This window comes from Paractinoplanes aksuensis, from assembly GCF_024137025.1.
GTDB lineage: Bacteria > Actinomycetota > Actinomycetes > Mycobacteriales > Micromonosporaceae > Actinoplanes > Actinoplanes aksuensis.
Genome location: NZ_JAMYJR010000061.1, coordinates 37,345 through 63,596, shown reverse-complemented (window position 1 = coordinate 63,596; position 26,252 = coordinate 37,345). Strand labels below are relative to the sequence as shown.

Below are 26,252 nucleotides of genomic sequence, written 5' to 3'. Positions count from 1 at the left end.
GGGCGGCGGGCGGCGGGCGACGGGCGGCGAGCGACGGGCGGCGAGCGACGGGCGACGGGCGGCGAGCGGCGAGCGGCGAGCGGCGAGCGGCGAGCGGCTCAATGGTTCGTCGGTTGGCGTTGCATCTTGCTAGCGACTCGATTGAGCGGAACGGGCTGCTCAGTTCACAGATCTTCGCGAGGCGCTGATACCTGTCTCGTTTCTGGCGCCGTGAAGAGGCGATCTGCTGGCCGGGGAAGGTCTGGCCGCCGGTCGACATCTAGGCCCGCCCTGTCCGAATCGGTCTGCGGACACATCGGGCTTTGGTGCGGTCGGAATGCGGACCTATCAGCCGCGTGCTCGAAGGGTGAGTCGCGGTGGCGAGTGACCGTCTCGCAGTAAGCACACGACCTGCCGGTTAGTCGCAATGCTCACTAGCACGCTGCCTCCGCCGGCTATCCAGAACACTCCTACGTGGCACCAAGCCAAGGAAGACGGAACGCCGCACGCGTGCAGTCCTCCAGAACACCCTGACCGCGGCGCCCGAATTGCCCTTCCCCCTGCACTACAGCAGAGTAGCCAAACAAAGAGCATGATGTTGCTACATAAAGGCAATACGAAGTTGGTGCATCACGATGACAACAATACAGACAAGCGCTCTGTCGCAACTCCCGGACCGTCGACGGGCCAGAACGGGGCAAAACGGGTGTTAGAAATGGCTGACCGCGTCTGTGGGCAACGGCCCGAAATCCCAGGAGAATGGCTCTGACAGAACTCGACACGGCACTAAACGGCGGGGTGCCTCCGAATGGCGACGACGATAGCCGATATAAGGCTGGCCGTTCGGAAACAAATTCGGGGCCCGCGGTTGTCGCGGGCCCCGAATGTGAAAGAGATTGGTTGAGGACTACTCTTCGGTGTTGTTGGTGACGCCCTCTTCTTCGACGCCGATCATGCCTACTATGCGCTCAAGGTCGTCCACCGTGGCGAACTCGATCGTGATCTTGCCCTTGTTGCGGCCGATGTCGACCTTGACTCGGGTGTCGAAGCGGTCGGACAGGCGCTCGGCCAAGTCGTTCAGGGCGGGCGCATGGACCTTGGGCCGGCGACTCGGCGCCGCCTTCTTGGCCGGGCCGTCGGCGATCGCCAGCGATACCAGTTCCTCGGTGGCCCGTACGGAAAGGCCTTCCGCCACGATCCGCAGCGCCAGCTTCTCCTGGGCCTCGCTGTCGTCCAGGCCGAGCAGCGCCCGAGCGTGGCCGGCCGACAGCACTCCGGCCGCGACCCGACGCTGCACCGGGGCCGGCAGGTTCAGCAGTCGAATCGTGTTGGAGATCTGCGGGCGGCTGCGACCGATCCGCTTGGCCAGCTCTTCGTGTGTTGCCCCGAACTCCTCGAGCAGCTGCTGGTAGGCCGCCGCCTCTTCGAGCGGGTTCAGGTTGGCGCGGTGGATGTTCTCGAGCAGCGCGTCCCGCAGCATCGCGTCGTCGCGGGTTTCGCGCACGATCGCGGGGATCTTCTCGCGGCCGACGGCCTGGGCGGCTCGCCAGCGGCGCTCACCCATGACCAGTTCGTAGCGGTCCTCACCGAGCTCACGAACGACGATCGGCTGGAGGAAGCCGACCTCCTGGATCGAGGTCTTGAGCTCGTCCAGCGCCTCCTCGTCGAAGACGTGACGCGGCTGCTTCGAGTTCGGCTCGATCGAGGTGACGTCGATCTCGGCGAAGCGAGCTCCCGGAACCGGCGCCAAGTCCTCGGCCGGCGAAGCCGGACGCGAAACAGGCGCAGGCGGTGAGACCGGCGGCGCGGTCGGCGCTGGCACGGCGGCCGGCGGCGGCGCCTCAGCGACAGGGGCCGCGGCCGGTGCCTCGGCAACAGGGGCCGCGGCCGGCGCCGTGGGGATCAGGGCGCCCAGGCCTCGACCCAGTCCGCCCCGGGGACGGTTCTTCATGCGGTGCCTCCCGTGTTGACCCCACGCATCGCGATCTCCAGGGCGGCCTCGAAGTAGCTGGTCGCGCCCCGTGAACCCGGATCGTAGGTCATCACGGACTGCCCATAGCTAGGAGCCTCCGAAACCCGCACGTTTCGGGGGATGACGGCGTTGAGCACCTTGGTCCCGAAGTGGTTGCGCACGTCCTGCTCGACCGCGTCGGCCAGCCGCGTACGGCGGTCATACATGGTTAACAGGATCGTCGAGACGTCCAGGGTCGGGTTCAGGTGCTGCCGTACGAGGTTGATGTTGTTGATCAGTTGATTCAGGCCTTCCAGCGCGTAGTACTCGCACTGGATCGGGATCAGCACCTCTTGCGCCGCGCACAGGGCGTTGACCGTCAGCAGCCCCAGCGACGGTGGGCAGTCGATGAACACGTAGTCGAACTGCTCGGGGTGAGCTGCGATGGCCCTAGCCAACCGAGACTCGCGCGCGACGACCGAGACCAGCTCGATCTCCGCGCCGGCCAGGTCGATCGTCGCCGGTACGCACCACAGGTTCGGGATGCCCTCGACCGGCTGCGCCACCTCGGACAACGGCACGTTGTCGATCAGGCAGTCGTACACGTCGGGCACGCCGGCGTGGTGAGGCACGTTAAGGCCGGTTGACGCGTTCCCCTGCGGGTCAAGATCGACCACCAGCACACGGTTGCCGTGCAGCGCCAAAGCCACTGCCAGGTTCACGGTCGTGGTCGTCTTACCGACGCCGCCCTTCTGGTTCGCGACGCAGAGCACCCTCGGGTGGTCCGGACGCGGCATGGTGATCTCGCCGCTCGGGTTGAGGATCTGCACAGCTCGCAACGCTTCCATGGCTAGTGGCGGATCGTCTTCATCCCGTACCGGCGTTTCACGTGAAACATGCTCGTCCGGCCCCAACGGGGCATCGGCGGGGGACACGGGACTCCCCGAAACGGGCGACGCAGAGACCGGAGCGGCCGAGACGGGTACCGGTGTGCTGCCTACGCCCGAGGATTCCGAACGAGGCGCGGGCGCGGAGGTGCCGGGTTGCGGCGAACCGTAGATTTGGCCACCCGCGGGATATCGAGGCGCCGGCACGCCCTGCTCGCCGGTGTTCAAGGCGCCACCATGACCGCTCACGCCAGCACCCGACGCGCGATCGCGGTCGAGAGATGACTTGGTTTCACGTGAAACACCGTACTCATGCACCGTTTTATCCCTGTTAGTGAGGAACGGGTCGGTCGGCGACACCTGCGTTCCGGCGGCAGAAGGCCGGTCCAGACTATCGACGCCCGGCAAGCCTACGGGGGTCGGGCGTGCGTCGCCATGGCCGACCGCCTGATAGGGCGGGTGCATCACAGACAGTTCGGTCTCATACCCGGCGGCACTCGAAAAAGGGGCCGCCATGGAGCCGTCCGAGAAAGTAATCGTCACGCCCCGTCGACCCGCTGAGCCTGCCCCTGACGCTCCGTCAGGGGCAGTCGTCACTCCGGTCGCAGAACCACCGGCCACATCGGCTGACGGTGCACTGGCGGGGCGCGGAAGGCCCTGATCGGGACGCCTCGCCTTGGCATTCCGTTTGCGAGCGCCCCGCTTGGACATCTATCCCCTCCGCGAACTCCTCCGGCCCGAGGATCGACCGCCGGATTTCCCACCCGCGCCGCGCCCCGGGCCTGCCGCCCGGGTGGACGGCTTCGGCCTCGACTGCACGACGACCTCGATCACCGTCGTCGGGGGGTCGATCAGACCCTCTCCGCATAACCGGATCACCGGTTCGGCCCCGCCCAGGGCGGCCACCGCGTCACGGTGTTCCGCCGCCTCCTCGGCAGCTGTGGCTCCCTTGAGCGCCAACAACCTCCCGCCGACCTTGGCCAGCGGCAGGCACCAACCGGCAAGCCGGTCGAGCGGGGCGACCGCCCGCGCGGTGACGACGTCGGCGTCGGCGGGGGGTCCGTCGACAACGTCCTCGGCGCGGCCCCGGACGACCGTGACGGTCGCCTCGAGACCAAGAGCGGTCACCGCTTCCGACAGGAATGCGGTGCGTCGTGCCAGCGGCTCGACCAGCGTGATGTGCAGGTCCGGTCTAGCCACTGCCAGCACGATACCGGGCAAACCGGCACCAGACCCGACGTCGACCACCGAAGCGCCGATAGGGATGATCTCGGACACCACAGCACAATTCACCAGGTGGCGTTCCCAGATGCGGGGAGCTTCCCGAGGGCCGATGAGGCCGCGCACCACGCCGTCCGTCATCAGCAGACGGGCATAGTCCACCGCCAGCCCCAGCCGATCACCGAAGACCTCCGCCGCAACCGCAGCGATCTCCGCCGGCGGCGAGGCATTCACCACCCCACCGGCCGTAGGCGGCAAGGCATTCACCACCGCACCGGCAGCGGCCGCGGCTGACGTGCCAATCACCGCACCTCCGGACTCCGACGGGTCAGCGACGAACGCAGCATCACCCGGAATTTCAGAGTCGGACGAACTGGCAGAAGACCGCGCGCCTGAGGAACGTCCAGGAAAAGCGATCGGCCGACGACCGGCCCGGCGGACGGGGTTTCTGGCCGGGAAAGAATCCGGCCCGGGCGAATTCTCACCCGGGCCGGCGTCCCCCGCGCCGAAGCGTGGGTCAGTCATCTCAGTCGGCCACACGCACCACGATGCGGCGGCTGGGCTCCACGCCCTCCGACTCGCTCTGCACGCCGGAGATCGCGTTGACCACGTCGTGCACGCACTTGCGCTCGAAGGCCGACATCGGCTCGAGCCGCACCGGGTCGCCGTGCTCCTTGACCTTCTCGACCGCGTTGCGGGCCACCGCGGCCAGTTCCTTGCGGCGCGACGCCCGGTAGCCGCCGATGTCGAGCAGCAGGCGTGAGGGCGAACCGGTCGCCCGGAAGATCGCCAAGCGGGTCAGCTCTTGCAGGGCCTCCAGCGTGGCGCCGCGCTGGCCGACGAGCGGCTGCAGCCGGCCCCCGACCACCTCGACCATCGGCCGGCCCGCCGACACGAGCTCATCGATGTCGCCGTCGTAGTCAAGGATGTCCAGCAGACCCTCGATGTAGTCAGCGGCGATCTCGCTCTGGCGGAACAGGTCGCCGTCAGAAGCAACGGTCTCCGATGTCTTGGTCTCTTCGGCGGTCGAAGCCTCCGTCGAAGCGCCAGTCGCGGCCTCCGTCGAAGCGCCAGCCGAGGCGTCCGTCGAGGTGGCAGTCGAAGCAGCCTCGGACGAGGACGACTCGGAGACTGACGATTCGGGCGTGCTGGTGTCGGTCACGGTCTCATCTCCGTACTCAATCGGGCCGGACCTGCGCGGTCCGCTGTTCCCGCGGCAGCATCGGCGGTCGGCCGGGCCGTGGGGAGGTATCGGCAAGGGGAGCGCCCGGGCGTCCGCGAACGAACACCCGGGCCGCGATCATCCCTTGGGTTTACTCGCCGGCCGGGCGCCCTTCTTGGGATTCACCGGTTTGGCACCGGGCTTGGGCGCCAGGGCCTTCGTCTCGACAACCGGGGCCGGCGGCTCGGGCTGCGACTTCTTGCCGAACAGGCCACCGCTGCGGCCGGGCTGCACCGGGCTCTTCGGGGCGGCGCCACCGGCCGGCTTCTTGACCGGCGGGCCGGACGGGCGGGCCGGGGCCGAGCCGGGCTTCTTGGCCATGGGCGGCGGCGGGAACTTGCGGAGCACCCACTGCTGCTGACCCAGGGTGAACAGGTTGTTCGTGACCCAGTAGATGATGACGCCGATCGGGAACAGCGCACCGGAGATGAGCAGCGACGCCGGGATGCCGTAGAGCATCAGGCGCTGGATCATCTTCTGCTGCGGGTCCTCGGCCCAGCCGGTCTTGAGGATCATCTGACGGCTGGTCAGGTAGGTCGTCGACATCATGATCAGCACCAGGATGCCGGCGATGATCTTGACCGTGGTGCCGTTGGCCTGCAGGGCCGAGAGCTCCTGGGCCGTGGAGCCGAACTTGCCGGCGAGCGGCGCCGTGAACAGCGAGGCGTGGGTCGCGCTCTCGAACTGCTCGACCGTCCAGCCGTACAGGGTCTTGCCCTGGTTGTCGGGGTTGAGCCGACGAAGGACGTGGAAGAGACCGAGGAAGACGGGGATCTGCAAGAACATCGGAAGGCAGCCCATGAGCGGGTTCGCCTTCTCGGTCTTGTAGAGCTCCATCATTTCCTTCTGGAGCGTCTCCCGGTCACCCTTGTGCTTCTCCTGCAGCTCTTTGACCTTGGGCTGCAGCGCCTGCATGGCCCGCTGGCTCTTGATCTGCTTGACGAAGACGGGGAAGAGGATGACCCGGACGGTCACCACCAGGAACACGATCGCCAGCACCCACGACCAGTTCGAACCGAGGAACCGGCCGTCAGGAACCCCGATGAAGTCCCAGAGGGAATGCCAGCGCAGAAGGATCCACGAAATGGCGAAGTAGATCCAGTCGAGACTCAATTCAGGCTCCAGTCACATCGGCAGGACGGTGACGGATCGGGTCAGGTACCGGGTCGTACCCGCCGGGGTGGAAGGGGTGGCAGCGCAGGAGCCGCCAGACCGCCAGACCCGTCCCTTTCACAGCACCGTGACGCGCCAGCGCTTCCTGGGCGTACGCGCTGCACGAGGGATAGAACCGACAGCGGGCCGGTAGCACCGGACTCACATAACGACGGTACGCGACCACCATCGCCGTCAGCACTCGGGCAAGCAGGCTCATCGCGGTCGCCTAGGTTTGCGCGCCGACGCGAGGGCGGCGCTGAGGTCGGTGCCGAGAGTCGCCGACGACGCCTCGGCCGCGGCCGGCAATGCGCGCACCACCAGCGTCGACCCCGTGGGCAGCTCGCCGAGCAGGGGACGCACCAGGTGCCGCAGACGGCGCCGGACCTTGTTCCGGATCACCGCATTGCCGACGGCTTTGGATACGACGAAGCCGGCGCGCGCCGCTGGGGCTTGCGCCGGCTCCTCGAGAAGCAGATGAACGACAACCGTGCCCCGGCCGGCCCGACGACCACCGCGAATCGCTGCGGCGAAGTCGGCGCTACGTCGCAGTCGCTGCGCCGTGGCCAGCACGACTACCTGGGCATTCCGGCCCGACAGCCGTCGGCTCAGGCCGACAGCTTGTCGCGGCCCTTGGTACGGCGCGAGGCGAGGATGGCGCGCCCGGCCCGGGTGCGCATGCGCAGCCGGAAGCCGTGGGTCTTGGCACGCCGGCGGTTGTTCGGCTGGTAAGTGCGCTTGCTCACGTCAAAACTCCGTCTTCGTACGACATCCAGGGGGCATCAAAGCTGCAAGACGCCACTTTAGCAGAGCGCGGCGGAGCAACCGCTCGACCCTACGCAGGGCGGCCACGCCGGTCAACCATAGCCTGTTCCGGCACGCCGATGCCCTGTCACCCACACGGTGACCGGCTTGGTCTTTCTACACAGGTAGTGAATCTTTTCCTGCGGACGGGCCCTTGCCGCCCCCGGGCGGAGTTGATGGTTCGCCGAGATCGCTGTTAGCGTGCCCGTTTGCTGGTCAGCCGCAACGCTGTCCGCATACCACGAGGGGTCGGCCAGAACCAGACGAGCAGGTGAATCGTTCGCCACGATGAGCCTGTCGAACCGCGCCGTACCAGGCTCCGGAAGTCTGCCGACCATCCGGCCGGGGAGCGTCCGCCGGGCGTGCACAGGTTGTGGATAACCTGTGGATAGCCGGTGGCGCCGAACGTCTCAAGCACGTTAAATGTGGTGCTGGGTTGGGGGGAACCGCCGAGCGCCGTCAGCGGCGTCGGCGGGCAAGGCGGTAGCCGGACTGAGGTCCACCGGGGGTCGGTGGCGATGGGGGTGGCGCGGCGGTGGCCGATCAGGTCGACCTGAGCGGTGTGTGGAAGGCGACGCTGGATGAACTGGCCGACGAGATCTCGTCGCGTCAGCAGCGTGCCTATCTGCAGCTGACTCAGTTACGCGCCATAGTCGAGGACACGGCTCTGCTCGCCGTGCCCGACGCCTTCACCCGCGACGTCATCGAGTCCCGCCTGCGCCCCGCGATCACCGAGGCGCTGAGCCGCCGGCTGAACCGCCCGATCCAGGTCGCGGTGACGGTCAAGCCGCCGGAGGACGGGTCCGGTCTGCCCGGCACTGTCTACGGCACTCCGGTCGAGCCGGAAGCCGACCAGGCCGGCGAACCTCAGCCCCGGCATTACGCCGATCCACCCCGGCAGCCCGAGGCGCCGGCCTACGACGGCTATCCGACCGGTTCGGCCCAGCAGCCCACTTATCCCCGGGGCGTCCCCACCGCCCGCGGCGGCCAGGAGGCGCTCTTCGGCGACCCGATGCCCGCACAGCCGGCTCCGGTAGCGCGGATGGGCAACCCAGTGACACACGTCACTGACAATGGCATGGACGACTCTCAGCGCCGGGACAACCAGCGCCGGCTGGACGACCGCCCGCCGATGCACGGCGGCAGCGACCCGCGTGACGACACCTTGCAGATGCGCGGCGACAACGGCCCCGGCCGCTCGCCGGTCGACATCCGCCCGAGCAGCAACCCGCGCGGCACCAACGACGGCAACCGTCTCAACCCGAAGTACATGTTCGAGACGTTCGTCATCGGCTCGTCCAACCGTTTCGCGCACGCGGCCGCCGTCGCCGTCGCCGAATCACCGGCCAAGGCGTACAACCCGCTTTTCATCTACGGCAGTTCCGGTCTGGGCAAGACCCACCTGCTGCACGCGATCGGTCACTACGCCACCACCCTCGGCCACGCGCGCAGCGTCCGCTACGTCTCCACCGAGGAATTCACCAACGACTTCATCAACAGCCTGCGTGACGACAAGACGCAGGCCTTCCAGCGGCGCTACCGCGACGTCGACATTCTGCTGATCGACGACATCCAGTTCCTGGAGAACCGCGAGCGCACGCAGGAGGAGTTCTTCCACACCTTCAATACCCTGCACAACGCGAACAAGCAGATCGTCATCAGCTCCGACCGTTCGCCACGCCAGCTGGCCACGCTCGAAGACCGCATGCGCACGCGTTTCGAGTGGGGCCTGCTGGCCGACATCCAGCCGCCCGACCTGGAAACGCGCATCGCGATCCTGCAGAAGAAGGCCGCCCAGGAAAGAATGTACGCGCCGGCCGACGTGCTCGAATTCATCGCGTCGCGCGTCTCCAACTCGATCCGCGAACTCGAGGGCGCCCTCATCCGGGTCACCGCCTTTGCCAGCCTGACCCGCTCGCCGGTGCAGCTCTCGCTGGCCGAAGAGGTGCTGCGCGACTTCATGCCCGACGGCGCCGGCCCCGAGATCACGGCTGACCAGATCATGGTCTCGACGGCCGATTACTTCGGTGTCTCGCTCGAGGACCTGCGTGGTCATTCCCGCTCCCGTGTGCTGGTCAACGCCCGCCAGGTCGCCATGTATCTGTGCCGCGAGCTGACCGAACTCTCTCTTCCCCGCATCGGCCAGGCCTTCGGCGGCCGCGACCACACCACGGTCATGCACGCCGACCGCAAGATCCGCCAGCACATGGCCGAGCGCCGGTCGCTCTACAACCAGATCGCCGAGCTGACCAACCGCATCAAACAGAACACCTGACGCATCAAACGGAAGACCAGACCTCATATCAAGTACGCGGGTGTGAGGTATTAGGTCCGGCCGGGTTCCGCCCAGCCCGTCAACGCCTCTCCAAACGCCTACGCGCCAAGCCGGGCCCACAGTCCCCGGCGACCGGCGACCGGCGACCGGCGACCGGCGACCGGCGACCGGCGACCGGCGACCGGCGACCGGCGACCGGCGACGTGATTGTGCACAGGCCGGCGCCCGGCGGGCCCGACACAGCTCCCTCACAAGTCAACGGTCAGACAAGGCCAACGCGGATGTGGACGAGCGCCCGCCCCAAGGCCGCCCCAGCCCTGTGGACAAACTCCACCGGCCAGCTTCTCCACAGCCTGTTCACCCAGCTAGACGGCCCGATCCCCGGTTTGTCCACAGGCCCGGTCAGCCCCCGGCAAGCCACTCCTACCGATCCCCACAGCCCGCCTCCGACAGCGGCCAGGCGACCCGGGCCGACGATGCAGCGCCACCGCCAGATACCGAACCCGATCTCAATCCACACGGTCCGGCGTCCCTCAACTGGGGTAATTTCCAGCATTCCTCCGCATTTGTCCACAGGTTGTGCACAGAGCCGCCCGCTCAGACCCCCGAGTTATCCACAGCCCAGCGACACGAATGACTCACCACACGACCCGATCGTGGCCGCCAACGCCACCCATCCCCACCCAGGGTTTGTCAACGCCGGGACGAAACCGTTTCGTGCCAACGTTGTCCACACTAATCCACAGGAATTCACAGGCGTTGTCCCCAGCGGTGGACAACCGCCGACCGCTGGATCCACAGATGTGGACGAACCCTGGGGAAATCGATGTGGACAGACACGGAGAGTCACTCAGATTTCCACCGCCTGTGGAAGCGTGTGGATTTCCTGTTGAAGACTCTGGGGACGACGGGCCGGGAGCGTCCCTTCGCTGTCCACAGACCGGGGGACAAACCCGGTGGATAAGCGGTGGATAGCCGGTGGATAGCGGTGGACAACCCTCGGTCGGCTCGCTGACTGTGGACACAGACCGGGGTTTGTACCCTGGTTTCCCACATGTGAATCACCGGTGGATAACTCTCTGACCTGCAAGAACGTAAGTTCTCCACAGTGTGCACAGGACCGATGAAGACGACTAGTTATCTCTCTATAGAAAACAAAAAGCAATCAACGGCGTTGTGGAAGTTGTGGATCGTTCGCTGACGGCTCGTCAGCGGTCCCGCTCCTGAAGAGCGCACCGAGATCAAGAGCCGGGGCTGACATCAGGAGCCCGGACCGCAGGACGTCGTTGAGAAGTTGCAGTGGAACCAGCAGGATCGCCGGAGCACGGCAGGCACGCGTAGGACCGGACCACCGGAGTCGGCACACCGAGGGGCAGCGAGGGCGGCTCGTCAGCGGTCACGATGGTGGACCACACTGATTAGGCCACTCTCGGCCCGACGAATAAGGTTCGTAGGGGTCGACGACGCCCCGACACGAGAAAGCGACGCGGAGGACAGCATGAAGTTCCGGGTGGAGCGAGACGCACTCGCCGACGCCGTGGCCTGGACGGCGAAGAGCCTGCCCAGCCGGCCGTCGGTTCCGGTTCTCGCCGGCGTCATGCTGCGCGTCACCGACAACCAGCTGCAGGTCTCAGGGTTCGACTACGAGGTCTCGAGCCAGGTCACCGTCGAGGTACAGGCCGACGCCGACGGCGCCGCCCTCGTCTCCGGCCGCCTGCTCGCCGAGATCACCAAGGCCCTGCCGGCCAAGCCGGTCGACATCGCCGCCGTCGGTGCGCACCTCGAGCTGGTCTGCGGCAGCGCCCGGTTCACCCTGCCGACGATGCCGGTCGAGGACTACCCGAGCCTGCCCGAGATGCCGTCGAGCGCCGGCACGGTCGACGCGGCCTCGTTCGCTGCCGCCGTGGCCCAGGTGGCTATCGCGGCCGGTCGTGACGAGACGCTGCCGATGATGACCGGCGTGCGTATCGAGCTGAACGGCACGAGCATGGCCATGCTGGCCACCGACCGCTACCGCCTCGCCATGCGCGAGATGGAGTGGAACCCGGACGACCCCGAGATCAGCCTCAACGCGCTGGTGCCGGCCAAGACGCTGAACGACACGGCCAAGACCATGGGCCCGCTCGGCGGCTCGGTGGTGCTGGCGCTGGCCCAGGGCAACGCGGGCGAGGGCATGATCGGTTTCGCCGGTGGCACCCGCCGCACGACGAGCCGCCTGCTCGACGGGGCCAACTACCCGCCGGTGCGGTCGCTCTTCCCGGCCAGCAGCAATGCCCAGGCCCAGATCGTCGTGTCGGCCCTCGTCGAGGTCGTCCGCCGTGTCGCCCTGGTCGCCGAGCGCACCACCCCGGTGCTGCTGAGCTTCAGTGAGGACGGTCTGGTCGTCGAGGCGGGCGGGACGGAAGAGGCTCGGGCCAGCGAGGCGATGGAGGCTTCGTTCACCGGCGAGCCGCTGACGATCGGCTTCAACCCGCAGTACCTCATCGACGGTCTACAGAACCTCGGCGCTCCGAACGCGATCTTCTCGTTCGTCGACGCATTCAAGCCCGCTGTGATCTCCCCCGCATCCGAAAACGGCGAAATCGTGCCCGGATACCGCTATCTGATCATGCCGATCCGGGTAACCCGCTGATACTGGGCTTGAGAGAATTGCTCATCTAGGGGGAACACCATGCAGCTCGGCCTCATCGGTCTCGGCCGAATGGGTGGCAACATGCGCGACCGCATCCGCGCGGCAGGGCATGAAGTCGTCGGCTACGACCACCACCCGGAGAACAGCGACGTCGCCAACCTGGCCGAATTGGTCTCGAAGCTCGCCGCTCCGCGAGTCGTCTGGACCATGGTCCCGGCCGGCCAGATCACCGAGGACGCCATCAACGAGCTCGCCGGGCTGCTCGAGCCGGGCGACATCATCATTGACGGCGGCAACTCCAAGTTCACCGACGACGGCCCGCGGGCCGAGCGTCTCAAGCCCAAGGGCATCAAGTACCTCGACGTCGGCGTCTCCGGTGGCATCTGGGGCAAGGACAACGGGTACGCCCTGATGGTCGGTGGCGACGCCGAGGACGTGGCCAAGGTCCAGCCGATCTTCGACGCCCTCAAGCCGGCCGGCGAGTTCGGCTTCGCGCATGCCGGCACGCACGGCGCCGGCCACTACGCCAAGATGATCCACAACGGCATCGAGTACGGCATGATGCAGGCCTACGGCGAGGGCTACGAGATCCTCATCGCCTCCGAGCTCGTCCACAACGTGCCCGCTGTCATCAAGAGCTGGCGCGAGGGCAGCGTCGTCAAGTCGTGGCTGCTCGACCTGTTCGACCGGGCTCTCGACGAGGACCCGACGCTGTCCGGCCTCAAGGGCTACGTCGACGACACCGGCGAGGGTCGCTGGACCGTCGACGAGGCCATCCGTCTGGCCGTGCCCGCCCACGTGCTGGCCGCCTCGATCTTCAACCGCTTCGAGTCCCGTCAGGACGACTCGCCGGCCATGAAGGCGGTGGCGGCGCTGCGCCAGCAGTTCGGCGGCCACGCCGTCAAGCGCTGAGGCTCACGTGTATGTACGCCGGGTCGAGCTGACCGACTTCCGTTCCTACGAACGAGTGGCGGTTGATCTCGAACCCGGCGTGTCCGTGCTGGTCGGCCAGAACGGCATGGGCAAGACCAACCTGATCGAAGCACTGGGCTATGTGGCCACTCTGGACAGTCACCGGGTGGCCACTGACGCTCCGCTGGTCCGGGCCGGCGCGGCCTCGGCCGTGATCCGCTGCGCGATCGTCCACGAAGGACGCGAGCTGCTGGTCGAACTCGAGATCGTTCCCGGCCGGGCCAACCGCGCGCGGCTCAACCGGTCGCCGGTGCGCCGCCCGCGCGAGGTGCTGGGCGCTCTGCGCATGGTGCTGTTCGCCCCCGAGGATCTCGAACTCGTCCGCGGCGACCCGTCCGAACGCCGCCGCTACCTCGACGATCTGCTCGTCGCCCGCCAGCCCCGCTTCGCCGGGGTGCGGTCCGATTACGACCGTGTGGTCAAGCAGCGCAACGCCCTGCTGCGCACGGCCTATCTGACCCGCAAGGTCGGCGGCAACCGCGGGCAGGATCTCTCCACGCTCGCCGTCTGGGACCAGCACCTCGCCCATCACGGCGCCGAACTGCTGGCCGGCCGGCTCGAGCTCACCGCGTCCCTCGGGCCGCACCTGACCAAGGCCTACGACGCGGTGGCGGCCGGCAAGGCCTCGGCCTCCATCGCGTACGCGGCCAAGCTCGGCGACGGCCTCGTGCCGGACCGCTCGGCGCTCGAGCAGGCGCTGCTGGCCTCGTTGGAGGAGCGGCGCCCGGCCGAGATCGAGCGGGGCACCACCCTGGTCGGCCCCCATCGCGACGATTTGACGCTGGCTCTGGGCGACCTGCCGGTGAAGGGCTACGCGAGTCACGGCGAGTCCTGGTCGTTCGCCCTCGCCCTGCGGCTGGCCGGCTACGACCTGCTGCGCTCGGACGGGATCGAGCCGGTGCTGGTGCTCGACGACGTCTTCGCCGAACTCGATGCCGGTCGCCGGGAGAGGCTGGCCGCGCTCGTCTCGGACGCGGCCCAGCTGCTGGTCACGTGCGCCGTCCCCGAGGATGTGCCGGCCGCCCTGCGCGGGGCTCGATACGACGTTTCCACAGGTACGGTGGATCGTGCCGTCTGACGAGCAGGAGCCCCGCCCCGCGCGCGACCGCCGCGAGCTGCACGACGAACTCGTCCGCGAGCGCCACGAGGGCCTGGCCCGCGAGCGCCGTGCCGACCTGTCCCGCGGCGAACGCGACGACCTCGTGCGCGAGCACCGCCCGCCGTCCACAGCCGAGCGCTTTTATCCACAGGCCGATCCCCAGGGCCTGGTCCGCGAGGAACTGGGCGACATCGACGACGGCTGGTACACGTCCGAGCCCCCCGCCTACGACGACCCCGGCCCGGCCGAATACACGCACCTTCGAGTTCGCGACGAGATCGCCTCTGACGCCTCGTCGCGGCCGAACCGTGGCCGGGTGTCGGGTGGCAGCGTTCCGCGGCCGCAGGGGGGCGCTGAGGGCGATCTCGGTGGCGTCCGGCCGAACACCGACGGGTCGAAAGCGCGGGACGCTGCCGAGCCGAAGCCGGATGCGCCGGGCACGGCCGAGCCGAAACTCGACGCGCCGGGCGCGGCCGACGCGGGTGATGGTGCGTCCGGACCGGAACTCGCCCGGGCGGTCCTGGACGCCGCGCTGGCCAAGCGCCGGGACGCGGCGGCCCGCAACCCCCGGCGCCGCCCCGGCGGCTCGGGCGAGGGCAGCGGCCGCCGACTGCGGGGCTACTCGGGCCCGGGCCCGGACCCGCGCGATCCCCAGCTCTTCGGCGACATGCTGCAACGCTTGATGAAAGCCCGAGGCTGGGAACGCCCCAAGGCCGAGGCCACGGTCTTCGGCGCCTGGGAAAAGGTCGTCGGCCCCGAGATCGCCAAGCACTGCCGCCCGGTGAAGCTCGACGCCGGCGTCCTGACGGTCGAGGCCGAGTCCACCGCCTGGGCCACCCAGCTACGCCTGCTCAACGCCAAGTTGCTGCGCAACATCGCCGGCGAGGTCGGCCACAACGTCGTCACCAAGATGAACATCCACGGCCCGGCCGCCCCGTCCTGGAACAAGGGCCCGCGCCGGGTGCAGGGCCGCGGCCCGCGCGACACCTACGGCTGAGGGTCTGAGAGGGCGCAACCACTCACGCACGCCGGCCTGGGTGGGGTGAGCGCCCTGGACGCGCCAGCGGCCAGCTCAGCCCGCCCAGGCCCCTCGGCGGGAGCAGCGGTCGGTCACCCACCACCCCGCTACGAAATCCGGCTTTTGCCCCTAATAATCGGCGAAGACCGCATAACCGCGCTCGGCGCAGCGGCGGTAGAAGCCGGCCAGGACGGCGAGCTCGGACCGGGCGAAACTCCAGTGCGGCGCGTTCCCCGCCTCGTCGCGCAGGGCGGCCAGCCGCTGGTCGAGCCAACGTAGCTGTTGTTCAGCGAGCCGTCCCGCGGCGATCGCGTTCCGCATCACCTGCGCCACCGAGTCGAAAGTGACCAGATCGCCGCCCTCGTGGCCTTCGACGAAGCGTTCGAGGCCGCCGGCGATCCACGCGCAGCCGTCGGGGTCGATCACCGGGTCCTCGTCCTCGGCCGCGGCGTCGGTGGCGTAGAGCACGCCCTCGAGCCCCAGCAGAAGATCCACGAGCTCGGTGTACGCCGTGGCGCGCACCGACCCGGTCTTGGCGATGTGCAGCGCCAAGGCCCCGGTGGGCGCGGCGATCTCGGGCGCGTCGGCGATCGCCCCGAAGTCGACGAACTCGGCGGGAGCCACCGGATCGTAGTACTGGTTCGTACGCGGCCAGTGCACCGCGACGTTGTCCAGCCCCTTGTCATGAGCCATGTGGGGGCCACCCCTCCTCGACCTGCGGCGCGGCCGTCCGGCCCTCACCGGCCCGCGCGGGCAGAGGTTACGACACGAACCCCTGTCGCCGGGAGGCAGTGTCGCAGTGCGTGGCGGCGACCGGTGGAAGGCGCGCGGCGGGGTGCGGCCGCCGGATCACTTGCCGTTGCGCGGGGCCCCCGCTCCGTGTAGGGGGAGACTTGGGAGCGGCCCCCGATCCGGCTACGGCAATCTGAGGCACCCGGAAGGGGTGCCGGACCCTCGCCAACTCGCCTCAGCGGAGTAGAATCGACGGAGACCGGGAAAACCTCTGCGCAACGGTTGCGGTTTGGCGTCCTCATGGACGAATCGGACTGCTGTCGTCACGCTACGCGGTTTTTCCAGCCGATCACGATCCGCGGGCCTCCGCGGCGACCGGCGAGCACGGTTCCACCGGTGGTCCGCTCCTCCCCGCGGGTTGTCATCTGTGGCTCACCCTGCCCTCCGTCCGCCGGTGTGCCCGCCGTCCCCGTGCGGGGCCTCACCAGGCCTGGTGCGAGAAAGTGGCCGAGGGTGGCAGAGAACAAGCAGGAATACGGCGCCGAGTCGATCACCGTGCTGGAGGGGCTCGAGGCTGTCCGCAAGCGCCCGGGCATGTACATCGGCTCCACCGGCGAGCGGGGTCTGCACCACCTGGTCTGGGAGGTCGTCGACAACGCGGTCGACGAGGCCCTGGCCGGCTACTGCGACACCATCGACGTGGTGCTGCTCGCCGACGGCGGCGTGTCGGTCACTGACAACGGCCGTGGTTTCCCGGTCGACCTGCACCCCAAGCTCAAGAAGCCGGGCGTCGAGGTGGCGCTCACCGTGCTGCACGCCGGCGGCAAATTCGACAACAAGGCGTACGCGGTCTCCGGGGGTCTGCACGGCGTCGGCGTGTCGGTCGTGAACGCGCTCTCGACCAAGATGTTCGTCGAGATCAACAAGTCCGGGAACGTGTGGCGCCAGCACTACACGGCGTCCCTGCCGGGTCCGCTCGAGAAGGGCGAGACCACCGACAAGACCGGCTCCATGGTGCAGTTCTGGCCCGACCCGACCGTCTTCGAGACCGTCGAGTTCGACTGGCAGACGATCTACCGCCGCTTGCAGGAGATGGCCTTCCTCAACCGGGGCCTGACGATCAAGCTCACCGACCAGCGGGCCGAGTCGGCCGACGAGAACGGCGAGCCCCGCAAGGTCGTCTTCATGTACGAGAACGGCATCGCCGACTTCGTGCGCCACCTCAACGCGACCAAGAACGCGATCCACAAGACCGTCGTCGAGTTCCAGGCCGAGGACAACGAGGCCCGCATGGCGGTCGAGATCGCCATGCAGTGGAACGAGTCGTACGGCGAGTCGGTCTACACGTTCGCCAACCGCATCAACACCCACGAGGGCGGCACCCACGAAGAGGGCTTCCGCGCCGCGCTGACCGGTGTCGTCAACCGGTACGGCAAGGACAAGAAGCTGCTCAAGGGCGACCAGAACCTCTCCGGCGAGGACATCCGCGAGGGCCTGGCCGCGATCATCTCGGTGACCCTGGCCAACCCGCAGTTCGAGGGCCAGACCAAGACGAAGCTCGGCAACACCGACATGAAGAGCTTCGTGCAGCGCGTGGCCAACGAGCAGCTGGCCGACTGGTTCGACCGCAACCCGGCCGAGGCCAAGCAGATCATCACCAAGGCCGACCAGGCCGCCCGCGCCCGCATCGCCGCGCAGCAGGCGCGCAAGCTGGCCCGGCGCAAGTCGCTGCTCGAGTCGGGTTCGATGCCGGGCAAGCTGGCCGACTGCCAGTCGACCGACCCGCGTGAGTCCGAGCTGTTCATCGTCGAGGGCGACTCGGCCGGCGGCTCGGCCAAGCAGGGCCGCAACAGCCGCATCCAGGCCATCCTGCCGATTCGCGGCAAGATCCTGAACGTCGAGAAGGCCCGCATCGACCGGGTGCTCAAGAACAACGAGGTCCAGGCGCTGATCACCGCGCTCGGCACCGGCATCCACGAGGACTTCGACGCGGCCAAGCTGCGTTATCACAAGATCGTGCTGATGGCCGACGCCGACGTCGACGGCCAGCACATCCAGACGCTGCTGCTGACCCTGCTCTTCCGCTTCATGCGGCCGCTGGTCGAGATGGGTCACGTCTACCTGGCCGCGCCGCCGCTCTACAAGATCAAGTGGAACAAGCGGGGCGACGACGCGCAGTACGCCTACTCCGACCGCGAGCGCGACGGTCTGATCGCGCTGCGTCAGCAGAAGAAGGCGAACGCAAAGCCCGACGACATCCAGCGGTTCAAGGGTCTCGGCGAGATGAACTTCCAGGAGCTGTGGGACACGACGATGGACCCGGCCACCCGGACGCTACGCCAGGTGACGCTCGACGACGCCGCGGTGGCCGACGAGCTCTTCAGCGTGCTGATGGGTGAGGACGTGGAAGCGAGGCGCTCGTTCATCCAGCGCAACGCCAAGGACGTGCGGTTCCTCGACATCTAGATGGCCGCCCGGGGGAGCTGTATCCACAGCGTCCCCGGGCTTTCCACAACGTTATCCACAGCAGGATGCGTAGTTTCGTCGTACATGTCTGGTTTCACCTTGAGTAAGGGTTAACAGTGACTGACACTCCCGAGACGCCCGACGGCGACGAGGCCCCGGACACCGGCAGCGTGGCCCAGCGGGTCGAACCCGTCGGCCTCGAGGTCGAGATGCAGCGCTCCTACCTCGACTACGCGATGAGCGTGATCGTGGGCCGCGCGCTGCCCGACGTCCGCGACGGCCTCAAGCCCGTACACCGCAAGATCCTGTACGCGATGTACGACTCCGGCTTCCGCCCGGACCGCGGCTACGTCAAGTGCGCGCGCGTCGTCGGCGACGTGATGGGCAACTACCACCCGCACGGCGACTCGTCGATCTACGACGCCCTGGTCCGCATGGGCCAGCCGTGGTCGCTGCGCTACCGGCTGATCGACGGCAACGGCAACTTCGGCTCGCCGGGTAACGACCCGCCGGCCGCCATGCGGTACACCGAGTCGAAGCTCTCGCCGCTCGCCATGGAGATGCTGCGGGACATCGACGAGGACACCGTCGACATGCAGGACAACTACGACGGCCGTACGCAAGAGCCGACGATCCTGCCTGCCCGGTTCCCGAACCTGCTGGTCAACGGCTCCGAGGGCATCGCCGTCGGCATGGCCACCAAGATCCCGCCGCACAACCTGCGCGAGATCGCGGCCGCCGTGCAGTGGGTGCTCGACCACCCCGAGGCCGACGAGCCGACCGTGCTCGAGGCGTTGCTCGAGATCGTCAAGGGCCCCGACTTCCCGACCTACGGCCTGATCGTCGGACAGCAGGCGATCCAGGACGCGTACCGCACGGGCCGCGGCTCGATCCGCATGCGGGCCGTGGTCGAGGTCGAGGAGGATGCGCGAGGGCGCCCCTGCCTCGTCGTCACCGAGCTGCCGTACCAGGTCAACCCGGACAACCTCGCCGAGCGCGTGGCCGAGCTGGTCAAGGAGGGCAAGCTCACCGGGATCGCCGACATCCGCGACGAGTCCTCCGGTCGTACGGGAATGCGGTTGATCCTCGTCCTCAAGCGGGACGCGGTGGCCAAGGTCGTGCTGAACAACCTCTACAAGCACACCCAGCTGCAAGAGACGTTCGGCGCCAACATGCTGGCGCTGGTCGACGGTGTGCCGCGCACGCTCAACCTGGCGCAGTTCATCCTCTACTACGTCGAGCACCAGATCGAGGTCATCCGCCGGCGCACCGCGTACCGCCTGCGCAAGGCCGAGGAGCGCGCGCACATCCTGCGCGGTCTGGTCAAGGCGCTCGACATGCTCGACGAGGTCATCGCCCTGATCCGGCGCTCGCCCACCGTCGAGGACTCCCGTCAGGGCCTGATGCAGCTGCTCGACGTGGACGAGGTGCAGGCCACCGCGATCCTCGACATGCAGCTGCGCCGGCTGGCCGCCCTCGAGCGGCAGCGGATCATCGACGAGCTGGCCAAGATCGAGATCGAGATCGCCGACCTCAAGGACATTTTGGCCAAGCCAGAGCGGCAGCGGGCCATCGTCTCCGAGGAACTCGGCGAGATCGTCCAGAAGTACGGCGACGACCGGCGCACCCAAATCATCCCGTTCGATGGCGAGGTCTCCATGGAGGACCTCATCACGCGCGAGGACGTTGTGGTGACGATCACACGAACTGGTTATGCCAAGCGCACGAAGGTCGACCTTTACCGGTCGCAGCGGCGCGGCGGCAAGGGTGTCAGCGGCGCCACGCTGCGGCAGGACGACATCGTGTCGCACTTCTTCGTGATCTCCACGCACGACTGGATGCTGTTCTTCACCAACAAGGGCCGGGTCTACCGGGCCAAGGCCTACGAGCTGCCCGAGGCGGCCCGCGTGGCCAAGGGACAGCACGTCGCGAACCTGCTCGCGTTCCAGCCCGACGAGCACATCGCCCAGGTCATCCAGATCCCGAATTACCAGGTAGAGCCCTACCTTGTGCTCGCCACCAAGAATGGCCTCGTGAAGAAGACCCGGCTCGAGGAATTTGACTCCAACCGCAGCGGTGGCATCATCGCCATCAACCTGCGGGAGGACGACGAGTTGGTGGGCGCTGCGCTGGTGGCTCCGGAGAACGATCTGCTGATGGTCTCCAAGCACGCCCAGGCGATCCGATTCAACGCAACCGACGATGCGCTGCGTCCTATGGGTAGGGCCACCTCGGGTGTCATCGGTATGCGCTTCAGCGGCGACGACGAGCTCCTGGCCATGGAAGTGGTTCGGGAGGGTATGGATGTGTTGGTCGCCACCAACGGCGGGTATGCGAAGCGGACACCGATCGAGGAGTATCCCGTGCAGGGCCGGGGCGGCAAGGGCGTCCTCACCGCGAAGATCACGGAACGTCGTGGTGGACTGGTGGGGGCTCTCGTGATCGACCCGGAGGATGAACTATTTGCCATCACCAGCAATGGTGGTGTCATCCGGACTCCCGTGAAGCCTGTACGGCGCACGCGGGATCGGAACACAATGGGGGTCAAGCTGATGGACCTCCCAGAAGGTGTAACCATCGTGGCGCTTGCTCGCAATGCCGACGAGCCTGACGAACAGGACTAGTTGATGCCGGAGACACAGGCGAAGTCGGGGGCCACGGGGAGCTCGTCGACTCCGAACGAGGCGGGCAAGAAAGACGGCGCCGCCCCGAACGGACGCGACGCAGCGGCCCGGGGCGCCGCCTCCGCCGAATCCCCGTCCGCGCCCAAGTTCACCCGGGCCCCGGGCATGGCCCCGCCCCCCGGTGAACCGGCCGCCGACCACGACGGCTCCGACAAGCGGCCCGGGCCCGCGGTGAAGGGGTCGGCCAGCGTGCCGACCGTCACCAAGGGCAAGGGCGCGGCCCCCGGCAGCAGCTCGGGCCGGGTCAGCGTGCCGCCGGCCGGCAAGCCCGGCACCGGCCCGCAGCAACGGCCCGGCGGCGCCCCCGCCGGCGGCAACGCCAAGGGTGCGGCCGCGGCCAGCGGCTCGGCCGCCGTCGGCGCGGCCCGGGTCACCGAGGTCGTCCGGTCGGCGCGCTCCACGGTGTCGTCGGCCGCCGCCCGCGGCCCCCGGCGGGCCCGGCTCAACCTCAAGCGGATCGATCCCTGGTCCGTGATGAAGTTCTCGTTCGCCGTGTCCGTGGTGCTGTTCATCGTCGTCGTCGTGGCCACGTCGGTGCTCTACCTGGCCCTCGACGCCATGGGCGTGTGGGGCGAGGTCAACACCAGCCTCAAAGAGCTCGTGACCGCCACCGGCAACGAGAGCACGGGCTCCAGCGGCGGGTTCCAGATCACCGCTTGGGGCGTCATCGGCACGTCGATGCTGATCGGTGCGGTCAACGTCGTGCTGTTCACCGCACTGGCCACGCTGGGCGCGTTCATCTACAACGTTTGCGCCGACCTGGTGGGCGGGGTCGAGCTGACCCTGGCCGAGCGGGACTGAGCAAGAAGCAGGGACGGAAGGGGGCCACCCCGTTTTGGTGGCTCCCGACCCGGTGCGGTAACCTTCGGTGTCGCACTTGAGGGGCTATAGCTCAGTCGGTTAGAGCGCAGAGCTGATAACTCTGAGGTCGCTGGTTCGATTCCAGCTAGCCCCACGGGAAACGGGGAACCCTGTCCGCCAAAAGCGCGGACCTGGGTTCCCCGTAATGCCTTCTCAGGGGGCCGAGCCCCCTGAAACCCCACGGTGCGGTGGGCACGCAGGTGCTTTGGTTGCGGTGGGGGGCCGGGACCTACGCGTGAGGGGTTGGTAGGCGTGTTTAAGAAGCTTCTTGTTGTGGCTGCTGTGGTTGGGGCGGCTACTCTGGTGTTCAAGAAGGTCCGGGCTTCCAGCGATGAGCGGGCGCTTTGGCATGAGGCGACTACGGCGCCTGACCTTCGGTAGGTTCGGGTTGCGTTGGGGGCCCTAGCTCAACTGGCAGAGCACCGCCTTTGCAAGGCGGGGGTTAGGGGTTCAAGTCCCCTGGGCTCCACAGATGTTGATCCCTCCGGGTTAGCCGGGGGGATTTTTTGTGTTCTGGGAACGGGGTTTGATCTACTGGCGGCCGTGCGGCGTCGGGTGATGTTTGGGCTGATGGTGGGTGGGCTGCTCGCTGGGTGTTCGCGAGCGGGGGAGAAGCCTGGGGGCTCGGCTTCTGGGGGTGTCTCGGCTTCGCCTTCGGGGTCTGGGGCTGTGTCTGCGTCGCTTGAGTCTTCGTCTTCGTTGGTTGCGGGTGGGCGGCTGGCTGTGGCGGGGGACTATCAGTGGTTTCGGGGGGTTCGGGACCTTGATAAGGGGTTCTGTTTTGTTTGGGTTTCCAAGGCTTGGCCGGCGCTGGTGATCGAGCGCATGGGTGCTAAGGAGCTCGAGCGGATTCTTTGGCAGCAGATGGTGGGGGCGGGGGACGGGGAACGCGTGAGCGGCGGGCCGTTGTACTTCGGGGTTACGCGGCTTGATGCGGACTGGTCGTTGGTTGTCGAGGACAACGGGCGGTTGGGGGAAGCCGACGAGTTGCTGAAGGCGCTGTCTGTGGGCTCGACCGTGGTCTGCCTGTATCGGGCGCTGGACGGGCGTCAGCGGTTCCTGGTGTTGGAAGACGAAATCACGCAGCTCGAGTTCGATCCTCGGGCGAAAGTGGCACCGACAGGTGTGCGGGCGGGTGAGCTGGCGCCTGTGATCAAAGCGGTTGGTGGCAGCGGGGTCGAGGCGGGGTTCGCGCTGGCTGAGCGGTTGACGGGGGTGCCGGTGGAGTTGTCGGTGCTCGAGGAGTCGACCTATCGGTTCAGTCGGGGGCCGACCGGTCAGTGAAAGAGTCAATGGCCGTTCGGTTGTTGCACGGGGGTTCAGGGCGGGCCAACATCCACGTGTGACGATCCGTACGACTGATCTGCTGAGCATCGGTGAGGCCGCGATCCTGCTCCGATTCTCGCGGCGCCGAGTGCTCGACCTCTGTGCGCGCGGGCTGCTGCCGTACGTCAGCCTCGGGTCGAACCGGCGGGTGCGGCGGGCCGATGTCGAGGCGCTGATCCACCCCGTGCTGACCCGGGCCGAGCTCGAGCAGCTGTGGCTGCATCAGGCGATCGCGGCCCGGTTCACCGCCCAGCCGTCGGCGGTGCTGGCCATCGCCGAGATCAATCTGCGCCGGTTGCGCCGCCTCCAGCCGGACGGGCCCGAGTGGGAGCGCTGGGACGTCCTGCTGGCCGGGGCGCCGGAGCCGGTGGTCGAGGCGTTGACGTCGCCCGCCCAGTATGCGGTGCGACTGCGTTCGGCTTCGCCGTTCGCCGGCGTACTGTCCGAAAGGGAGCGTCGGGCCGTGCTCGACGCTTTCGCCGAGAGCCGCCGTGACCAGGCCCGGCCCTTGCGGGTGACCAGCCTGGAGCGGGTCATGCGCGCAGTGTGAGTCCTCGATCACAAAACTATAAAAGGGTCTTATGTAACTGCCCGCGTCGGGCGGATAGTGAATCGGTTTCCATGATTCGGTTGCGCGAAGCTGCGCCCGGGAGGTTCCGATGCCGACCACCATCCCCCACACCACGACCGCTTCGAAGCTGCAGAGCGTTCTCGAGGCGCTTCTGCAGACCCCCTTACCCGTACGCATCCGGGCCTGGGACGGCTCGACCGCCGGCCCGGTCGACGCCCCGGTGCTGGTCATCCGGCATCGCCGCGCGCTGCGCCGGCTGATGTGGCAGCCCAACGAGCTGGGCCTGGCCCGCGCGTACGTCGCGGGCGAGCTCGACGTCGAGGGCGACTTCTACGACGCCCTCCATCGCCTGTCCGCGCTGCTCTGGCGGGCACCCGACGTCAAGGACGTGCCGATGCGGCACGTGGCGGGTGATCTCGTACGCCTCGGCGTGCTCGGCACCCAGCCCAAGCCTCCGCCGGAAGAGATGGTCGTGACCGGCGCTCGGCACAGCAAGCGCCGTGACCGGCAGGCGATCAGTCATCATTACGATGTCGGCAACGACTTCTACCGGCTCGTCCTCGGCCCGAGCATGGTCTATTCGTGCGCGTACTGGATGTCGGACGAGCCTGGCTACGGCCTGGCCGACGCGCAGCGCGACAAGCTCGACCTGATCTGCCGCAAGCTCGGCCTGCGGCCCGGTCAGCGGCTGCTCGACGTCGGCTGCGGCTGGGGCAGCCTGGCCATCCACGCCGCCCGCGAGTACGGCGTCCAGGTCGTCGGCATCACCCTGTCGACCGAGCAGGCCGAGTACGCCCGCAAGCAGGTCGCCGAGGCCGGGCTCACCGGTCAGGTCGAGATCCGGGTCGAGGACTACCGCGACCTCGAGGACGGGCCGTACGACGCCATCTCGAGCGTCGGCATGGCCGAGCACGTCGGCACGGAGCCGTACGCGGAATACGCCTCGATCCTCTATGCCCAGCTCAAGCCGGGTGGCCGGCTGCTCAACCATCAGATCTCCCGGCTGCACCTGCCGCCGAAGCAGCCGCACCAGGCGCGCGGTTTCATCGACGCGTACGTCTTCCCGGACGGTGAGCTGGCCCCGGCCGGCACCACGGTGACCCTGCTCGAGCAGGCCGGCTTCGAGGTGCGGGACGTGCACATGCTGCGCGAGCACTACGGCCGCACCCTGCGGGCCTGGGTCGCCAACCTGGAAGCGAACTGGTCGGCCGCGGTGAACCTGACCAGCCCGGGCCGGGCGCGGGTGTGGCGGCTCTACATGGCGGCCTCGGCCCTCGCCTTCGAGCAGGCCCGCATCGGGGTCAATCAGGTGCTCGCCGTGAAGGATCACCGTGACGGAGCGGCGGACATGCCACCCACGCGCAGTGACTACGCGGTCTGATCGGTTCGGTCAGCAATTTGTCCTCAATGGTCGGTCCGCGATCCCTTGCGAGGGAACGAAAGTGGACGTTAACCACAGCGCTGGAAGGTGGCATGCGGAACGGGCGCGGAGCCGGTTAGCCTGCGTCACGTGAGCGAACGAAAACGGGCCGCCGCCGTGATCGTGCGGGACGGGCGCGTACTGATGGTGCACGAGCGCAGTCGCCGATCCGGTGGCGGTGAGTGGTGGACCTTGCCGGGTGGTGGTCTGGAACCCGGGGAGACCGCCGAGCAGGCCGTGCGGCGGGAGGTGTTCGAAGAGACGGGCCTGGTGGTCAGCGACGCCCGCTACGTGCTCGAGATGCCGTACCCGTCCGGCATGACCTCGGTGTTCTCGGTGACCGTGGCCGACGGCGAGCCGCGTCTCGGTTCGGACGACGGATCCGGGCCCGAGGCGCTGGGGCTCGACTGGCTGCCGGCGCCGGAACTGCCCACCGAGACCAACGGCGGCGTCCCGGTGCCCCCGATCATCGTGGTTCTGCCGAGCTGATCTCTTCCGGGGCCGTCGCGGTGTGGCCGGGGTGGCGGTGCTGCGGCAGATCCGAGGCGGGGGCGGGCGCGGGCGCGGCGATCGCCCGGCGGCGTTCGGTGACGAAGTAGCCGCAGGCGGCGGCGTACGAGGCGGCCAGGGCCAGCCCGACCGCGCGGGTCGCGACCGTGTCGAGCACCAGGATGCTCGACACCAGCGCGAGTTCGGTCCAGAGCCCGAGCAGGACCGAGTTGATCGTGTCGGTGCGGGTCCAGCCGCCCGAGACGCGGCGGGCCTGACGCTTGATCTCATCGATCAGGGAGTGGCCGAGAACCAGGGCGAGGGTACCCAGCAACAGGGTCGCCGACAGCGATTGGTGATCGCCGCCGACCGATGCGGCCATGGCGGTGCCGCCGGCCAGAAGGGCCAGCCCACTGACGGTCCCGATCCGTCCTTCGCGTCTCTCCCTCACACCCTCAGAAGGTCGGCAGCCGCGCCCCGATTCTGAGGAA

General features: G+C 68.1%; 24 protein-coding genes and 2 tRNA genes. 15 read left to right on the top strand and 11 right to left on the bottom strand.

The window, feature by feature from the left end; translation table 11 throughout:
• The 9 genes from M1L60_RS44350 to rpmH form a co-directional block, all read right to left on the bottom strand.
• Window positions 1-259 (bottom strand): hypothetical protein (locus tag M1L60_RS44350; protein ID WP_253243629.1); only part of this gene is annotated, 259 nt, incomplete at its 3' end.
• Window positions 260-886: 627 nt separating this feature from the next.
• Window positions 887-1,930 (bottom strand): ParB/RepB/Spo0J family partition protein, encoded by a 1,044-nt coding sequence (locus tag M1L60_RS44345; RefSeq protein ID WP_253243628.1) that lies wholly within the window; start codon window positions 1,928-1,930, stop codon window positions 887-889.
• Window positions 1,927-3,135 (bottom strand): ParA family protein, encoded by a 1,209-nt coding sequence (locus M1L60_RS44340; RefSeq protein WP_438862220.1) that lies wholly within the window; start codon window positions 3,133-3,135, stop codon window positions 1,927-1,929. Before M1L60_RS44340 ends, M1L60_RS44345 begins: the two co-directional genes overlap by 4 nt.
• A gap of 393 nt (window positions 3,136-3,528) precedes the next feature.
• Window positions 3,529-4,272 (bottom strand): 16S rRNA (guanine(527)-N(7))-methyltransferase RsmG, encoded by a 744-nt coding sequence (gene rsmG / locus M1L60_RS44335; protein ID WP_253243639.1) that lies wholly within the window; start codon window positions 4,270-4,272, stop codon window positions 3,529-3,531.
• A gap of 292 nt (window positions 4,273-4,564) precedes the next feature.
• Entirely contained in the window at window positions 4,565-5,296 is a 732-nt protein-coding gene (locus M1L60_RS44330; RefSeq protein ID WP_256518650.1) for a Jag family protein, read from the bottom strand.
• Window positions 5,297-5,338: 42 nt separating this feature from the next.
• Entirely contained in the window at window positions 5,339-6,373 is a 1,035-nt protein-coding gene (gene yidC / locus M1L60_RS44325; protein ID WP_253243626.1) for a membrane protein insertase YidC, read from the bottom strand.
• Window position 6,374: 1 nt separating this feature from the next.
• Complete coding sequence (yidD, locus tag M1L60_RS44320; protein ID WP_215795203.1) at window positions 6,375-6,632, bottom strand: membrane protein insertion efficiency factor YidD; 258 nt, start codon at window positions 6,630-6,632, stop codon at window positions 6,375-6,377.
• Window positions 6,629-6,985: a ribonuclease P protein component gene (gene rnpA, locus M1L60_RS44315; protein ID WP_253243625.1), complete on the bottom strand. Its 357-nt coding sequence runs from the start codon at window positions 6,983-6,985 to the stop codon at window positions 6,629-6,631. Before rnpA ends, yidD begins: the two co-directional genes overlap by 4 nt.
• 35 nt (window positions 6,986-7,020) lie before the next feature.
• A complete protein-coding gene (gene rpmH / locus M1L60_RS44310) occupies window positions 7,021-7,158 on the bottom strand; it encodes a 50S ribosomal protein L34 (protein WP_221380940.1) in 138 nt (45 codons plus the stop codon).
• A 593-nt stretch (window positions 7,159-7,751) separates the two neighbouring features.
• Here rpmH and dnaA point away from each other — a divergent pair.
• From dnaA to M1L60_RS44285, 5 genes are all read left to right on the top strand, one after another.
• Entirely contained in the window at window positions 7,752-9,491 is a 1,740-nt protein-coding gene (gene dnaA / locus M1L60_RS44305) for a chromosomal replication initiator protein DnaA (RefSeq protein WP_253243624.1), read from the top strand.
• Window positions 9,492-10,989: 1,498 nt separating this feature from the next.
• Entirely contained in the window at window positions 10,990-12,123 is a 1,134-nt protein-coding gene (gene dnaN, locus M1L60_RS44300) for a DNA polymerase III subunit beta (protein ID WP_253243623.1), read from the top strand.
• Between the two features lie 39 nt (window positions 12,124-12,162).
• Entirely contained in the window at window positions 12,163-13,035 is an 873-nt protein-coding gene (gene gnd, locus M1L60_RS44295) for a phosphogluconate dehydrogenase (NAD(+)-dependent, decarboxylating) (RefSeq protein ID WP_253243622.1), read from the top strand.
• Window positions 13,036-13,042: 7 nt separating this feature from the next.
• Entirely contained in the window at window positions 13,043-14,173 is a 1,131-nt protein-coding gene (gene recF, locus M1L60_RS44290) for a DNA replication/repair protein RecF (RefSeq protein WP_253243621.1), read from the top strand.
• 541 nt (window positions 14,174-14,714) lie between these two features.
• On the top strand, window positions 14,715-15,191 hold the full coding sequence (locus tag M1L60_RS44285; RefSeq protein ID WP_253243638.1) for a DciA family protein: 477 nt from the start codon (window positions 14,715-14,717) through the stop codon (window positions 15,189-15,191).
• 150 nt (window positions 15,192-15,341) lie between these two features.
• Here M1L60_RS44285 and M1L60_RS44280 read toward each other — a convergent pair whose 3' ends face one another.
• Window positions 15,342-15,905, bottom strand: coding sequence for a hypothetical protein (locus M1L60_RS44280; RefSeq protein ID WP_253243620.1), 564 nt, complete (start codon window positions 15,903-15,905; stop codon window positions 15,342-15,344).
• A 552-nt stretch (window positions 15,906-16,457) separates the two neighbouring features.
• Here M1L60_RS44280 and gyrB point away from each other — a divergent pair.
• The 10 genes from gyrB to M1L60_RS44230 all read left to right on the top strand — a co-directional run bounded on the left by gyrB (window position 16,458) and on the right by M1L60_RS44230 (window position 25,761).
• Window positions 16,458-18,410, top strand: a complete 1,953-nt coding sequence (gyrB, locus tag M1L60_RS44275) for a DNA topoisomerase (ATP-hydrolyzing) subunit B (protein ID WP_253243619.1) — start codon at window positions 16,458-16,460, stop codon at window positions 18,408-18,410.
• A gap of 116 nt (window positions 18,411-18,526) precedes the next feature.
• A complete protein-coding gene (gene gyrA, locus M1L60_RS44270) occupies window positions 18,527-21,034 on the top strand; it encodes a DNA gyrase subunit A (RefSeq protein ID WP_253243618.1) in 2,508 nt (835 codons plus the stop codon).
• A gap of 3 nt (window positions 21,035-21,037) precedes the next feature.
• Complete coding sequence (locus tag M1L60_RS44265; RefSeq protein WP_253243617.1) at window positions 21,038-21,895, top strand: DUF3566 domain-containing protein; 858 nt, start codon at window positions 21,038-21,040, stop codon at window positions 21,893-21,895.
• A gap of 80 nt (window positions 21,896-21,975) precedes the next feature.
• Window positions 21,976-22,049, top strand: a tRNA-Ile gene (locus M1L60_RS44260).
• A gap of 158 nt (window positions 22,050-22,207) precedes the next feature.
• Window positions 22,208-22,336, top strand: a complete 129-nt coding sequence (locus M1L60_RS44255; RefSeq protein ID WP_253243616.1) for a DLW-39 family protein — start codon at window positions 22,208-22,210, stop codon at window positions 22,334-22,336.
• A gap of 15 nt (window positions 22,337-22,351) precedes the next feature.
• Window positions 22,352-22,424: transfer RNA gene (locus M1L60_RS44250), tRNA-Ala, on the top strand.
• Between the two features lie 89 nt (window positions 22,425-22,513).
• A complete protein-coding gene (locus M1L60_RS44245; protein ID WP_308208633.1) occupies window positions 22,514-23,239 on the top strand; it encodes a DUF6461 domain-containing protein in 726 nt (241 codons plus the stop codon).
• Between the two features lie 58 nt (window positions 23,240-23,297).
• A complete protein-coding gene (locus M1L60_RS44240; protein WP_253243615.1) occupies window positions 23,298-23,831 on the top strand; it encodes a helix-turn-helix domain-containing protein in 534 nt (177 codons plus the stop codon).
• A 109-nt stretch (window positions 23,832-23,940) separates the two neighbouring features.
• Window positions 23,941-25,233 (top strand): class I SAM-dependent methyltransferase, encoded by a 1,293-nt coding sequence (locus M1L60_RS44235; RefSeq protein WP_253243614.1) that lies wholly within the window; start codon window positions 23,941-23,943, stop codon window positions 25,231-25,233.
• Window positions 25,234-25,362: 129 nt separating this feature from the next.
• On the top strand, window positions 25,363-25,761 hold the full coding sequence (locus tag M1L60_RS44230; RefSeq protein ID WP_308208632.1) for an NUDIX domain-containing protein: 399 nt from the start codon (window positions 25,363-25,365) through the stop codon (window positions 25,759-25,761).
• On the opposite strand, the gene M1L60_RS44225 is transcribed toward M1L60_RS44230, so the two are convergent.
• On the bottom strand, window positions 25,739-26,212 hold the full coding sequence (locus M1L60_RS44225) for a hypothetical protein (protein WP_253243613.1): 474 nt from the start codon (window positions 26,210-26,212) through the stop codon (window positions 25,739-25,741). The two genes, M1L60_RS44230 and M1L60_RS44225, sit on opposite strands and share 23 nt — an antisense overlap.
• Window positions 26,213-26,252 lie beyond the last annotated feature (40 nt).